12 protein-coding genes and 1 riboswitch are annotated in these 13,840 nt (G+C 71.8%); of the genes, 6 read left to right on the forward strand and 6 right to left on the reverse strand.

Annotation, left to right across the window (positions count from 1 at the left end):
- Positions 1 to 84 precede the first annotated feature (84 nt).
- Positions 85 to 2,646, forward strand: coding sequence for an aminopeptidase N (gene pepN, locus INT49_RS02765; RefSeq protein WP_193116194.1), 2,562 nt, complete (start codon positions 85 to 87; stop codon positions 2,644 to 2,646).
- 107 nt (positions 2,647 to 2,753) lie between these two features.
- On the opposite strand, the gene INT49_RS02770 is transcribed toward pepN, so the two are convergent.
- Positions 2,754 to 3,755: an ABC transporter substrate-binding protein gene (locus INT49_RS02770; RefSeq protein WP_193116195.1), complete on the reverse strand. Its 1,002-nt coding sequence runs from the start codon at positions 3,753 to 3,755 to the stop codon at positions 2,754 to 2,756.
- A 106-nt stretch (positions 3,756 to 3,861) separates the two neighbouring features.
- Between INT49_RS02770 and INT49_RS02775 the strand changes: the two genes are divergently transcribed.
- The 4 genes from INT49_RS02775 to INT49_RS02790 are packed head-to-tail and all read left to right on the forward strand — an operon-like array spanning position 3,862 to position 7,450.
- Positions 3,862 to 4,968, forward strand: coding sequence for a FecCD family ABC transporter permease (locus INT49_RS02775; protein WP_193116196.1), 1,107 nt, complete (start codon positions 3,862 to 3,864; stop codon positions 4,966 to 4,968).
- Complete coding sequence (locus INT49_RS02780) at positions 4,965 to 6,026, forward strand: FecCD family ABC transporter permease (RefSeq protein ID WP_193116197.1); 1,062 nt, start codon at positions 4,965 to 4,967, stop codon at positions 6,024 to 6,026. Before INT49_RS02775 ends, INT49_RS02780 begins: the two co-directional genes overlap by 4 nt.
- Positions 6,019 to 6,969, forward strand: a complete 951-nt coding sequence (locus INT49_RS02785; RefSeq protein ID WP_193116198.1) for a mechanosensitive ion channel family protein — start codon at positions 6,019 to 6,021, stop codon at positions 6,967 to 6,969. Before INT49_RS02780 ends, INT49_RS02785 begins: the two co-directional genes overlap by 8 nt.
- 40 nt (positions 6,970 to 7,009) lie before the next feature.
- Positions 7,010 to 7,450 carry a globin gene (locus INT49_RS02790; protein ID WP_193116199.1) on the forward strand — a complete coding sequence of 147 codons (441 nt, stop codon included), beginning with the start codon at positions 7,010 to 7,012 and terminating at the stop codon, positions 7,448 to 7,450.
- A gap of 27 nt (positions 7,451 to 7,477) precedes the next feature.
- Here the strand turns inward: INT49_RS02790 and INT49_RS02795 are convergent, their stop codons facing one another.
- Complete coding sequence (locus tag INT49_RS02795; RefSeq protein WP_193116200.1) at positions 7,478 to 8,059, reverse strand: thioesterase family protein; 582 nt, start codon at positions 8,057 to 8,059, stop codon at positions 7,478 to 7,480.
- Positions 8,060 to 8,128: 69 nt separating this feature from the next.
- On the opposite strand from INT49_RS02795, the gene INT49_RS02800 reads away from it, so the two are divergent.
- Positions 8,129 to 9,085 carry an acyl-CoA thioesterase gene (locus tag INT49_RS02800; RefSeq protein WP_193116201.1) on the forward strand — a complete coding sequence of 319 codons (957 nt, stop codon included), beginning with the start codon at positions 8,129 to 8,131 and terminating at the stop codon, positions 9,083 to 9,085.
- 4 nt (positions 9,086 to 9,089) lie between these two features.
- Here the strand turns inward: INT49_RS02800 and INT49_RS02805 are convergent, their stop codons facing one another.
- The 4 genes from INT49_RS02805 to INT49_RS02820 form a co-directional block, all read right to left on the reverse strand.
- The gene (locus INT49_RS02805; RefSeq protein WP_193116202.1) at positions 9,090 to 9,764 is read right to left on the reverse strand and encodes a thiamine phosphate synthase; all 675 of its coding nucleotides are present in this window, start codon (positions 9,762 to 9,764) and stop codon (positions 9,090 to 9,092) included.
- 20 nt (positions 9,765 to 9,784) lie between these two features.
- The gene (gene thiM / locus INT49_RS02810; protein WP_193116203.1) at positions 9,785 to 10,603 is read right to left on the reverse strand and encodes a hydroxyethylthiazole kinase; all 819 of its coding nucleotides are present in this window, start codon (positions 10,601 to 10,603) and stop codon (positions 9,785 to 9,787) included.
- Positions 10,600 to 12,033: an MFS transporter gene (locus tag INT49_RS02815; protein WP_319021485.1), complete on the reverse strand. Its 1,434-nt coding sequence runs from the start codon at positions 12,031 to 12,033 to the stop codon at positions 10,600 to 10,602. Before INT49_RS02815 ends, thiM begins: the two co-directional genes overlap by 4 nt.
- Entirely contained in the window at positions 12,030 to 13,706 is a 1,677-nt protein-coding gene (locus tag INT49_RS02820; RefSeq protein ID WP_193116204.1) for a bifunctional hydroxymethylpyrimidine kinase/phosphomethylpyrimidine kinase, read from the reverse strand. Before INT49_RS02820 ends, INT49_RS02815 begins: the two co-directional genes overlap by 4 nt.
- Positions 13,689 to 13,782: riboswitch (TPP riboswitch) on the reverse strand. It overlaps the preceding gene by 18 nt.
- Between the last annotated feature and the right edge of the window lie 58 nt (positions 13,783 to 13,840).

Consider the following 13,840-nt stretch of genomic DNA (forward strand, 5'->3'; position numbering starts at 1 on the left):
CGACAGGCCTGCGCTCGAGAGTCGAGACGTGCTCGAGATCAGATCGCACAGAATCACCCCACCAGCGGTGGCAGGATGGATGGCATGTCATCCGAGAACCTCACTCGCGACGAGGCCCGCAGCCGCGCCTCGTTCCTCAGCACCGACTCCTACGACATCCGACTGGACCTCACCACGGGCCCGGAGACGTTCCTGACCGAGACCACCCTCCGCTTCTCCTCCACCGCGGCGCAGGAGACGTTCGTGGACCTCATCGCGAAGGCGGTGCAGGAGATCGAGCTGAACGGCGAGCTGCTGGCCGATCCCGCCTCCCGCTTCGACGGCGCCCGCGTGCGACTGCCCGCCCTCGCCGAGGGCGAGAACGTCCTGCGGATCCTCGCCGAGGGGAACTACATGAACACCGGCGAGGGTCTGCACCGCTTCGTGGACCCGGTCGACGACGAGGTGTACCTCTACTCCCAGTTCGAGGTCTCCGACGCCCGCCGGATGTTCGCCTGCTTCGAGCAGCCCGACCTGAAGGCCACCTTCCAGCTCACGGTCACCGCCCCCGCCCACTGGCGGGTCATCTCCAACGCCCCGACCCCTGCTCCGTCCGCCGCCGAGAACGGCACGGCTGCTGAGACCGCCACCTGGTCCTTCGATCCCACCGAGCGGATCTCCACCTACCTCGTCGCACTGATCGCCGGCAACTACCAGGGCGGCACCGGCGAGATCACCACCCGCGACGGTCGCACCGTGCCGATGGGCGTGTTCGCCCGCGCCTCCCTCGCCGAGCACGTCGACGCGCAAAACGTCATCGACGTGACCAAGGCCGGTATCGACTTCTACGAGGAGGCCTTCGACCAGGACTTCCCGTTCCGCAAGTACGACCAGGTCTTCGTCCCCGAATACAACATGGGCGCGATGGAGAACCCCGGCGCGATCACGTACGTGGAGTCCTACGTGTTCCGCTCCGAGGTCTCCGACGCGGTGCGCGAGCGCCGCGACCTCACGATCCTCCACGAGCTCGCCCATATGTGGTTCGGGGACCTCGTGACCATGCGCTGGTGGGACGACCTGTGGCTGAACGAGTCCTTCGCCGAGTACGCCTCCACGCTCGCGAGCGCCGAGGTCACCCGCTGGACGGACTCCTGGACCACCTTCGCCCTCTCCGAGAAGGGCTGGGCCTACCAGCAGGACCAGCTGCCCTCGACCCACCCGATCGTGGCCGACATGGTCGACTTCGAGGCGGTCGAGACCAATTTCGACGGCATCACCTACGCCAAGGGCGCCTCGGTGCTGCGCCAGCTGGTCGCCTATGTGGGCCGCGACGAGTTCTTCGCCGGGGTGCGCGCCTACTTCGCCAAGCACGCCTGGAGCAACACGGAGCTCACGGACCTTCTGGTCGAGCTCGAGGCCACCAGCGGCCGCGACCTCAGCACCTGGTCGCAGCTGTGGTTGCAGACCGCCGGCGTCAACACGCTGCGCCCGCTGATCGAGCGCGCCGAGGACGGCACGGTGACCAGCTTCGCGATCCAGCAGACCGCTCCCCAGGAGCACCGGACGCTGCGCCCCCACCGTCTGCAGGTGGGCGGCTTCTCGCTGGAGGGCGGCACGCTCGCCCGCACGTCGTCCGTGGAGATCGACGTCGACGGCGACCTCACCGAGGTGCCCGACCTCGTCGGGAAGCGCGCCGACCTGTGGCTCGTCAACGACGGCGACCTCGCCTACGCCAAGGTGCGCCTGGACGACGACTCCCTCGCCGTCGCGATGGATCACCTGCGCGATCTGGACGATGCGCTGGCCCGCACCCTGCTGTGGTCCTCCGCCTGGGACATGGTGCGCGACGGCGAGCTGCCCAGCCGCCGCTACCAGCAGCTCGTGCTCGCCAACATCACCGGCGAGGACTCCTCCTCCGTGGTGCGCACCCTGCTGCAGCAGCTCGAGACCGTCGCCGGGCCGTACGCCGCCCCGGATCAGCGCATCGGGCGCACGCTCGACGCCGCGAGCGCGGTGTGGGAGCTCGCCCAGGGCGCCGACGCAGGGTCCGACGCCCAGCTCCAGTTCGTGGAGTCCTTCGCCCGGCTCGCCCGCTCCGACGAGCACCGCGGGACCCTCGAGGGACTCCTGGGCGGATCGGTCACGCTCCCCGGCCGGACCATCGACACCGATCTGCGCTGGAAGCTCGTGATCTCCCTCGCCGTGCTCGGCGGGATCGACGTCGCCGGCATCGACGAGCAGCTCGCCTCCGACGACACCCAGTCCGGCCGCAAGAGCGCCCTGACCGCGAAGGCCGCCCTGCCCACGGAGGTCTCCAAGGCGAAGGCCTGGCGGCGCACCATGGAGAAGGACACCCTGGCCAACGAGTCGATCACCGCCGTGATCCTGGGCTTCCGCCGTGTGGTCGACGAGACCCTAATCGCCCCGTACCGCCAGCGGTACTTCGCGGCGATCAGTGCGGTCTGGGCGGAGCGGTCCAACGAGATCGCCAACCGTCTCGTCTCGGGCTATTTCCCCTCCTCGTACGGGGGCCAGGGCGTGCTCGACGACGCCGACGCATGGCTGGCCGACGCGGAGGAAGCCCCCTTCGGCCTGCGACGCATCATCATCGAGGGTCGCGACACCGTGGCTCGTCAGGAGAAGGTCCGCACCGCGGACGTCGGCTGATCTCCTCGCGGGTCCGCTGAGACGCCTCACCTGACCCCGCCTCGACGCCGATGGGCGCCGTGCACCTCAGCGGTGCGCGGCGCCCATCGGCTGCGAGAGCCCGGTGTTCAGGCGTCGAGCGTCTTCTCGATCAGCGGGACCATCTTCTCGACGGCGTACTTGGTGGAGAGCACCGAACCCAGCGAGTAGGCGGAGGACAGGTCACCCTCGAGGACGATGGCGCGGCCGTCGGCGACCGCCGGGATGGCCTGCCACTGCGGATCCTCGGTGATCTCGGTGGTCTCGATGTAGATCGGGAACGCAACGATGAGGTCGGCGTCGAACAGGTCGAGCTGCTCGGCCGAGACGTCCACGCTGAAACCGGTCTCGGTGGCCGGGAGCTCGGCGATCGCCGGGGACTGGACGAATCCGAGACGCTTGAGGAACTCCACCCGCTCGGTGCCGTCGACGTACGCGCCCCAGCCCTCGGAGGTCCGCGTGGCGGCGGCGACGCTCAGGCCGTCCCACTGCTCGTGGTGCGAGGCGGCCTCCGCGAAGAGGCTGTCGATCTCCCGCTGGAGGGCGTCAGCCGCTTCCGGGACCCCGAGCGCCGTCGCGATCATCGTCAGCTGCTGCTCGGGGGTGGTGAGGTAGTTCTCCCCGCCGGAGGGGACCCCCACCGTGGTGGCGATCTGGGAGAGACGGTCGTAGCGGTCCTGGTCCCCGGAACTCTTCACATCGAGGATGAGATCGGGCTCGAGCGCGGCGATCGCCTCGTAGGAGGGCTCGAGCGTCTCGATGATCGTCGGCGCCGTGTCGTACAGGCCCTCGGCCCAGGGCCCGACGCCCTCGCCGCCGAACGCCAGCCAGTCGGAGGCTCCGACGGGCTGGACACCCAGGGACAGCGCGGTCTCCGCATCGCCCCAGCCCAGTGCGACGATGCGCTGGGGAGTGGCCTCGAGGGTGATCTCGCCGAAGGCCGTGTCGAGCGTCGCCGGGAACGCCCCGCCCTCGGATCCCGCGCGGGTCGGCCCGTCGGCGGAGTTCTCCGCCTGCGAGTCGCTGCACGCGGCGAGCACGAGGCCGGAGCCGGCGGCGAGGACGACGGCGAGCGAACGACGAGTGATCATGGTGGGTGCTCCGTGGGATGAGTGATGGTCCCGTGTGAACCGTAGGCGAGGTTACCCTTACCCTCTAGGAGGCCAACAGGCCCCTCACCCCCTCGGGAAGCAGATTGTGACCGGACGCTCACCCCTCACGGCCCCGCGCCGGCCCCGCATCAGGAGAGCCGGACCGCGCCCGCGGCGCCTGGTCGCGACAGGCCTCGCGCTGGTCGCGCTGGTTCTGCTCTGCGCTGCGAGCCTCTACGTCGGCTCCCGCCTTGTGCCCCCGACGACGGTGAGCCGGATCCTCATCGATTCGCTCACACATCTGGGGTCCGGCCAGTCCTCGCCCGAGCGCGCCCGGGCGCTCGGCGTCATCGCCCAGGACTATTCGGCCGTGGTCGACCTCCGCCTGCCCCGCACCGTGATCGCCCTGAGCGCGGGCGCCGCCCTCGGGGTCGCCGGCGCCCTGATGCAGGTGCTGACCCGCAACCCGCTGGCCGAGCCGGGGATCCTCGGGGTGAACGCCGGCGCGGCCTTCGCGATCGTGCTCGTGATCGTGCTCCTGGGGGTCTCCTCCCCCGTCGCCTTCGTCGCCGCCTCCCTCGCAGGTGCCTTCGTGGCGACCCTCGCCGTGTTCCTGATCGGCACCCTGGGTGCCGGGGTGATCACGCCCGAGCGGCTCACCCTCGCCGGCGTCGCGATCGGGGCCGTGCTCGCCGGGATCACCTCCGCGTTCCGGCTGTCGAACCCGCGGGAGTACTCGATCCTGCTGAGCTGGGAGAGCGGGGACCTCTCGCAGCGCGGTTGGGAGACGGCGCTGCCTGCGCTGCCGGTGGTGCTGGCCGGTCTCGTGCTCGCCCTCGCGCTCGCCGGGCCGATGAACGCACTCCTCCTCGGGGAGGACATGGCCGCCTCGCTCGGGGCGAACGTGCGCAGGACCCGCTTCCTGCTGGTCCTGGCGATCACCCTCCTGGCCGGGTCGGCGACCGCCCTGGCCGGACCGATCGTGTTCCTCGGCCTAATGGCCCCGCACGTGGCGCGCTGGATCGTGGGCCCGGACCAGACCCGGCTGCTGCCCCTGGCCGCGCTGCTGTCCGCGGTGATCATGGTGCTCGCCGACGTCATCGCCCGCGTGGTGATGTGGCCCGGCGAGGTGCCCGTGGGCATCGTCAGCGCCCTGCTCGGCGCCCCGGTGCTGATCGTGCTTGTCCGACGACGACGGGCGAGCGGGCTGTGAGCGCCGCGAGGACCGCGGTCACCGCGCGACGCACCCGCTCCGTCGTCGTCTGCACCGTGCTGGGGCTGATCACCCTCGTGCTGACCTTGATCGCCCTGTCCCGCGGCGACTTCCCGCTGACCCTGCCCGAGCTGCTCGAGGCCCTCACCGGCCGCGGCGGCTTCGCGAGCACCATCGTGCTGGAGTGGCGACTGCCACGCGCCCTGGCTGCGGTCGTGTTCGGGGCCGCGCTGGCCCTGTCCGGGGCGATCTTCCAGACCCTCACCCGCAACCCGCTGGGCTCCCCCGACGTGCTGGGCTTCTCCACCGGCGCCTACACCGGCGTGCTGCTGCTGACCCTCGTCGCACCCCCTGCGGCGGCCGGCCTGCTCGGAGGCGCCGCCACGACCGTCGGCGCCCTCGTGGGCGGGATCGGCTCCGCCCTGATCGTGTACCTGCTGGCGCGGCGCGACGGCGTGCAGGGATTCCGGCTGATCGTGGTCGGCATCGCGATGTCCGCCATGCTCAACGCGGTCAACGTGTGGATCCTGCTGCAGGCCCAGGACGAGGTCGCCATGGCCGCGAGCATGTGGGGCGCGGGCACGCTGTCCCTCCTCGACTGGGCAGGGCTGGTCCCCGTGCTGATCCTGCTGGTCGTCGTGGTTCCCCTGCTGATCCTGTGCGTGCCCCTCCTGCGCCAGCTCGAGCTGGGCGACGACGTCGCCGCCGTGCACGGTGTCGCCGTCGAGCGCACCCGGCGCCGGATCCTGCTGCTGGCGGTCGTGCTGGTGGCCGCGGTCACGGCGCTGTCCGGGCCGATCGCCTTCGTGGCGCTGTCCGCCCCGCAGCTCGCCAAGCGCCTGGTACGCGGCACCGGCATCCCGCTCGCGGCGAGCGCCGCGATGGGGGCGGTGCTGCTCAGCGGCGCCGACCTCGTGACCCAGCACGTGCTGCCCACCGCCCTGCCCGTCGGCGTGGTGACCATCGTGCTCGGTGGTCTCTATCTCGTGGGTCTCCTGCTCGCCCCCGCTCTCCAGGCTCTGCGCACCGGTGGGCGTTATGGTCAGGACCATGCCTGACGAACCCTTCGACCTCGGAACCCTGCTCTCCAGCCCCGGCACCGACGAGGCGCTGTCCGTGATGGATCAGCTCGTGAGGTGGCTGACCAGCAGCGGTCTGCTGATCGTGGTGATCCTCGTCGCCGCGACCTTCGCCACCATGGTGGCCAGCTGGCTGCTGCGACGCTTCTTCCGCACGATGGCCGATTCCGGCACGAAGCTCTCGAGCGTGGCCGGCTCGGTCGTCAAGCGCGACGCGCGCGCCCAGAAGGCGGCGCAGGCACGACGGGAGCAGCGGGCCGAGACGCTCTCCAGCGTGGCCCGCAATGTCGCGCACCTCATGATCTGGGCCGTGGCCCTGGTCATGATCCTGGACAAGATCGGGGTGAACATCGCCCCGGTCATCGCCTCGCTCGGCGTGATCGGCCTGGCCGCCGGCATCGGCGCGCAGACGATCATCAAGGACGTCGTCGCCGGCATCGTCATGCTGTTCGAGGACATCGTCGCCGTGGGCGACTACGTGGACCTCGAGTACGCCGAGGGCACCGTGGTGGGGATCAACCTGCGCGTGACCCAGGTGCGCGGGATCGACGGCGTGCTGTGGACCGTGCGCAACGGCGAGATCATCCGGGTCGGCAACTACTCCCGCGGCTACTCCAACGCCGTGGTGGTGCTGGATATCGATGCGGACGCCGACGACGACATCGTCACCCAGGTGCTCACCTCCGTCACCGACGAGCTGGCACAGGACACGGACTGGGCACAGCTGGTCCAGTCCGGGGCGAACATCAGCGGCATGCTCGACGTGGACGGCAACCGCTACCAGCGCCGCGTGATCATCCAGACCTCGCCCGGGGAGCAGTGGGGTGTGGAGCGCGAGCTGCGTGGCCGCATCCGGGCCGCCTTCGCCGCGGCCGACGTCTCCTTCGCCCAGCCCCGCTTCACCGACATCGCCCAGCCGTGATCTGCTCAGCCGTGATCAATCCCGACCTCCAGGAGCTCCCATGACCACCCCGCCTGCTCAGATCAGCTTCTACGAGGCCGTCGGCGGCCACCCCACGTTCGAGGCGCTCATCGACCGCTTCTACGAGGGCGTCGCCGAGGATCCGGTGCTGCGCCCGATGTATCCCGAGGAGGACCTCACCGGGGCGAAGGACCGCTTCCGCACCTTCCTCGAGCAGTACTGGGGCGGGCCCAAGACCTATGGCGAGCAGCGCGGCCACCCGCGGCTGCGGATGCGCCATGCCCCGTTCCCGGTCTCGCCGTCGGCCCGCGACGCCTGGCTGCGGCACATGCGCACGGCGATCGACTCCCTCGACCTGCCGCCGCTGCACGCCGACACCCTGTGGGACTACATGGACCGGGCCGCGCAGTCGATGGTGAACACGGTCGACGGCGGCGAGGCCCCGGCTGCCGGGCGGACCATCCCGGACCATCTGACCTGAGGGCGTCCGGCGCCCGGGGCGAGCCCGTCAGTCGCGGAAGGTGAGCCCCTCGCCCTGGAACCGCTCGAGCTGCGCGCGTGTCGCGGCGTCCAGCCGCATCGGGGTGCCGGCCTCGGCATCGATCATCACCACCACGGTGCGGGCACGGGCGTAGGGCGCCGCGCCGTCGGGATCATCGCGCGTGAGCACGAGGTAGTCCACGCTCAGGCTCGCCCCGCCCAGGCGGGAGATCCACAGGCGCACCACGGCCCCGTCGCGGCGGTGACCCATGGATCGCACGTACTCGATGCGCTGCGAGGCGATCACGGTGCTGATCGTCGAACCGACCCCGCCTCCGGGCAGCGCGGCGGCCGGCGCCGGAGCACCGAGCGCGATCTGCTCCTCGGGCGCCGGCCAGAAGGCCCCGATGCGGGCCTCCTCCAGCAGCCGCACCATCGCGGCGTTGTTCACGTGCCCGTAGGCGTCCAGGTCGGTCCAGCGGACGGGGACCGCGATGTCGACGTGCGCCGCGCCCCGGATCTGCTCGACCTGCTCTGCCTGCTCGACCCGGGGAGCCGGTTCTGGATGCCCACGATGGTCACTGCGGTTCGTTGATGTGGTGTCGGCCATGGTCAGCATCGTATTGCCTGTGTCGGTCCGTGCCGTCCCCCGTCGAGATGGACCAGTACGATCAGTCCTATGAGCGCACCCCTCCATGACCCGGCGGCTGTCGCAGCGGGCCTGATCGAGCTGCTGGACCCGCGCGCGATCGAGATCGCCCCGGACTTCGCCACGCCCGCGACCGTGGCCGCCTTCCAGGCGGACTCCTCCCCGCAGCCCGGGGGCCATGTGTTCGGCGGGCAGGTGATGGGCCAAGCCGTGACCGCTGTGGGCCGGACCGTGCCCGAGGGGCGCCGCATCCATTCCATGTACTCGTACTTCCTGGCCCCGGGCGATCCGGCGCACCCGATCCGTTTCCAGGTCGATGCGCTGCGCGACGGGAACTCCTTCTCGGTGCGCCGCGTGCTGGCCACCCAGCCGGGCCGCACCCGGGCCGACGGGACCACCGAGGGCGAGCGCACCATCCTCGCGATGACCGCCTCGTTCCAGGAGCAGCAGGAGGGTCTCGAGCATCAGGAGCGCGCCCCCGAGGCCCCGGATCCCGAGGGGCTTCCGACCACCGCCCAGGTGCTCGAGGGGATCGACCACCCGGTGGCCCGCTACTGGGCCACCCAGCGACCGATCGACATCCGCCACGTCACCGACCCGATCTACCTGCGCCCGGATCCCACCTCGGAGTCCCCGGAGGCCACCGAGACGCAGATGGTGTGGATGCGCATGATCGCCCCGGTCCGGGCGGAGCCGCTGCTCCACGACGCGATCCTCGCCTTCGCGAGCGACTACACGCCCTTCGAGCCGATCCTGCGCCGGCAGGGTTTGAGCTGGATGACGCCCGGTCTGCGCATGGCCACGATCGACCACGCGATCTGGTGGCACCGGCACGTGGATACCAACGAGTGGCTGCTGTACGTGCAGCGCTCCCCCTCAGCCTCCGGCGGGCGCGGCCTGACCCACGGCCAGCTGTTCGACCGCTCCGGCGACCTCGTCGCGACCGTGACCCAGGAGGGCATGATCCGGGTGAAGGACGGCTCCTGAGCCGTCAGGACTGGGCCGCGACCACGTCCCGGGCAATGCCAGCTGGGTCCTCGGCGTCCATGATCGCGCGCACGAGCGCCACCCCGGCGATCCCGATCCCGGCCAGCGCCGGGACGTCCGCGGGGGTGATGCCGCCGATCGCGACGACCGGGAGCCGCGTCGCCGCGACGAGGGCCGCGCAGCCGTCCACGCCGAGCGGCTCGCGACCGGAGTCCTTCGTCGGGGTGGGGCGGAACGGGCCGGCGCCGACGTAGTCGAGCAGGTGGTGGATCTCCTCGGCCCCGCGCACGGTCGCCAGCGTGCCCGTGGTCAGGCCGATGATCGCCTCCGGTCCCAGGAGGGCTCGGGCCTCGGCCACGGGCAGGTCGTCCTGCCCCAGGTGGACGCCGTGCACCTCGGCGCCCCGACGCCGCGCCGCGAAGGCCACGTCGGCGCGGTCGTCCACGACCACCCGGGTCGCGGGCCGCGCCTCGTGGACGGCCGCCGCGAGAGTGCAGGTGAGCTCGAGCAGCTCAGCGGTCGAGGCGTCCTTGGCGCGGACCTGGATCATCCCGGCACCGCCGGCCGCCGCGGCCGCGGCCGCCTCGACCGTGCGTCGGCCCGTACCGGAGGTCACCAGGTAGCAGCGCAGGTCCAGAACCTTCGGAGCTGCCGTCGGGACTCTCTGCGTGGCAGTCATCGTGAGGGGCCGCTCCCGGGTCATCGCCCCACCTCGTCGAGGGCGTCGAGCAGGTGGAGGCGGAAGGAGCCGGGCCGGGAGGACCGCTCCTGCGCCGTCTCCCCCGCCAGCGCCATCCAGGTGCTCGCGGCGAGCGCCGCCGTCAGATCGTCGGTCTCGACCGCCCGGCACGCGGCGGTCAGCGCGGCGAGCAGGCATCCGGTGCCGGTCACCCTGGTCAGCAAGGGCGTCCCGCGCTCCAGACGGAAGCGACCTCGGGTCGACACGATCAGGTCAGCGGCCCCCGAGACCGCGACGGCGCCGCCGGTGCGCGCCGCGATCCGGGCGGCGGCGTCCTCGGCGCTCCCGGGATCCGCACCGGAATCTGCACCGCGACCGCCGTTCCCCTCGCCGGCCAGGGCGAGCACCTCGGAAGCGTTTCCCCGCACCACCGCTGGGGACGAGGCGAGCAGGGTGCGCGCCAGCGGGGTGCGCACCGGGGCGATCCCGATCGCCGTCGGGTCCAGCACCCAGGGGCGGCCATCCCGCACCGCAGCCTCGACCGTTGCCGGGATGCCGTCCATCGCGTCGGTGCTGAGGGTCCCGAGGTTCACCACGAGCGCGTCGGCGAGGGTGGTGAGCGTCGGTGCCTCCTGGAGGGTCTCGGTCATCATCGGGCGGGCGCCCGCGGCGAGCAGGCCGTCCGCGACGAGGCCCATGGAGACGGTCGCGGTCAGGCAGTGCACGAGCGGTTCGCGCCGTCGGACCGCGTCGAGGACGTGCGCGATCGGCTCGAGGTCCGCGTCAGGGGCGCTATCAGGGGCACCGACGCGGGCTGGATCGTGCTGCAGGGGACTCATCGGGAGGTCTCCTTCTCGCCGGCGGACGGGTAGGTGGGGTCGACGGTGGTGGTCGGTGCACCGACGACGCGGTCGAGCTCGGCGTCGACCTCTCCCGGCCCGAGCCGTGGCCCGAGTGCGGCGCCGAGGATGAGCAGCGCGCCGCCGAGGGAGATCAGCGCCATCACGGACCCGTCGCGGCCGAGGAGGGCTTCGATCCCCGGCAGGTAGAACGGATACAGCGCCGGGATCACGAGGGAGAGGCTGTAGCCCATGCCGTAGCCGGTGGAGCGGACCTCCGTCGGGAACCGCTCGGAGAGGTAGGCCGCCACGGGCCCGTAGGCGGCGACGGTGATGACCTGCAGCAGGGCGGCGAAGACCGCCGCCCGCCCCACGCTCTGCGAGGTGACCGCGAGCCACCACAGCAGGGGGCCGAGCGTGGCGGCGCAGGCGCCCCAGACCAGGAACACCCGGCGTCGGCCGATGCTGGTCGACAGGTGCCCGGCGATCGCCATCACGATCGCCTGCGCGATCGACGCGATCCCGATGGCCAGGGAGACCCCGGTGGCGGGCAGCCCGGTGTCCGTCGCGAGGCGGCCGGTCAGCAGCAGCACGGTGGTGTTCGTGAGCAGCCACAGCCCCGTCATCAGCACGAAGACCTGCCAGAAGGTCCGTGCCCAGCGGCCGACGAACATGTCGCGCAGCCCGGCTCGTGGTCGCGCGGCGGCTGTCCGGTCCAGCTCCGCCCGGTCGCGCTCCGCCCTGTCCTGCTCCCTGCGGGCCTGCCGGTGGAAGACCGGGGCGTCGGCCACCTGCCGGCTGTAGTAGATCAGCATGCCGAGCGAGGCGACCGCCCCGAGCACGAACAGCAGCCGCCAGCCCCAGGCGGCGTAGGCGTCCGGGCCGAGGATCACCAGCAGCATCGCGACGGCGAAGGCGATGCTCGCCTGCGCCCACGGGGCCATCGAGAGGATCAGCCCGCTCAGGAGCCCGCGGCGGCGCGGCCTCGACCACTCCATGGCCAGCGGGATCGCCGCGGAGTACTCGCCGGCCACGAAGATCCCGCCGAGGAATCTCAGCGCCAGGATCAGGGCGATCGTGCCGACGCCGAGCACCTCGTGGGTGGGCATGGCGGCAATCACCAGCGCGCAGGCGGCGGTGCCGGCGATCGCGACCCGCGTGGTGCGGGTGCGCCCGAGCCGATCGGAGATGCGTCCGAAGACGACTCCGCCGATCGGACGGCCCAGCAGCATCGCGACGACGATCAGGGACCCCGTCGAGGCCGCCGCCGCGGGACCGGCGAGCACGATCATCGCGGGGGCGAGCGCGGTGAGCGGGAGGAACACGTGGATGTTGTCGATCCAGTTGCCGACCACTCCGGCCCGCAGCGCTGCCCGTCCCTGGGGAGGGAGTCGCTCGACGTCGGGTCGGGGCGTGGCGGGGGCGCTCACAGCGCACCGTCCAGAGCGAGGGCGCGGTGCCTCTGGGGAGCCGGCGCCGCCAGGCGCAGTGCCTGGTCGAAGAACTCGAGCTCGTGTCGGCAGGCGACGAGATAGGCGCGAAGGGCTGCGGAGCGTGCCGCCGGCGCGGCGGCGGAGAGCTCCCGTTCGATCAGGTCGAGGGCGCCCTGCGTCGCGGTGACGAAGTCGGGATCGCGGTAGGTGTCGAGCCAGTCCGCATACGGGTGGCCCTCCGGGACAGCCGGCAGCGTGGCCCCGGTCTGGGCGTAGAGCCAGTAGCAGGGCAGCACGGCGGCTGCGGCGACGACGCGGTCCTCGCCCTGGGTCGCGGCCAGCAGGAAGTCGGTGTACGCACTGGTCACAGGCGATATCTCGGGTTCCTCCCGGTCGCCGTTCCAGCTGCGGTGCAGAGCGGACTCGACGGTGAGGCAGTTCGCCGCGCCATGCGCCCAGAACACCTGAGCCTCGGGCTCGCTCGACGCAGCGGACAGCGCCGCGAGCGCCCGGGAGTACCGGCGCAGATACAGCGCGTCCTGAGCCAGGTAGAAGGAGAACTCCCGGTCGGGGAGGCTGCCGTCGACCAGGGCGCGCACGAAGTCCGAGTCCGCGACGGCTCGCGCGAGGGACTCCCCCGCCGACCAGAAGGCGCGCGTCCAGGGTCCGGCCGGTGCGACGGCGGGCTCTAGGGCAGGTCCGACTGCGCCGGCGTCGGTGGGATCCGGGGTGCCCGCGTGAGGACCGACCGCCGCGAGGGCCGGCACGTCCTCCGGGGTCTCGAGCGTCACCGGGATCCGGCCGGGCTCGAGCCAGGGGGTCGACTCCCCTGCCGCCTCGAGGCTGCGGGCGCGGTGGGAGTGGTCCACGGGACCGTGGCCTGTTCCGACACGCAGCGCCTCCCCGTGGGCGATCGCCTCGTGGAGCCACTGCGTGGCCCAGGTGAGAGCCGCCTGCGGGGTCCCGCCGCCGCCCAGCCGTGTCGCGAGCGCTGAGGCGAGGGAGCATCCGGTGCCATGGGTGCTGGTCGAGGTCAGGCGCGCCGAGTCGACCCGGTGCTCGAGACCATCGGGCTCCACCCACGTGTTCGTGACCTGCGGAGCCTCGAGATGACCTGTCTTCACCACCACGGCGACCCCGGTCCGTGCGGCCCACTGCCGGGCCTGCGCGAGCGCCTCCTGCTCGTCGGCCGCGCGCTCCGTCCCCGCCAGCCGGGCGAGCTCCTCGATGTTCGGGGTGACCACGGTGGCGCGGGCGCAGAAGTCGATCATCGCCTGCTCCGCGTCCGGCTCCAGGAGGCTGTCCCCGCTGGTCGCGACCATCACCGGATCCACCACCAGGATGTGCGGCGGATGCTCGTCGAGCCAGGCGGCGACGGTCGCGATGATCGCGGCGGTGCCGAGCATCCCGGTCTTGACCGCATCGATCTGCACGTCATCGCTCACGGCGCGCAGCTGCTGGTCGAGGAAGGCGACCGGCGGCACGTGGATATCGCGCACTCCGCGGGTGTTCTGCGCGACCAGCGCGGTCACCACGCTCATGCCGTAGCCGCCGGCCGCCGTGATGGATTTGAGGTCCGCAGCGGTGCCGGCTCCTCCGGAGGGGTCGGTGCCGGCGATCGACAGCACGCGGGGAATTCGGGCAGGGTACGACGGAGCCACTGAGGACATCCCTTCGCTAGTACGAACTAGATCAGGTTCCACGGGTGTGATCTCAGCGCCGGACGGCGCACCCCGTGTCCGCGGGCCAGTATAGGCAGGCCCGTGGTCCGGCCGGCGAAGGGTCCGTCAGCGCGGCCACGGTG

It is taken from the genome of Brachybacterium tyrofermentans (genome assembly GCF_014897585.1).
Lineage (GTDB): Bacteria > Actinomycetota > Actinomycetes > Actinomycetales > Dermabacteraceae > Brachybacterium > Brachybacterium tyrofermentans.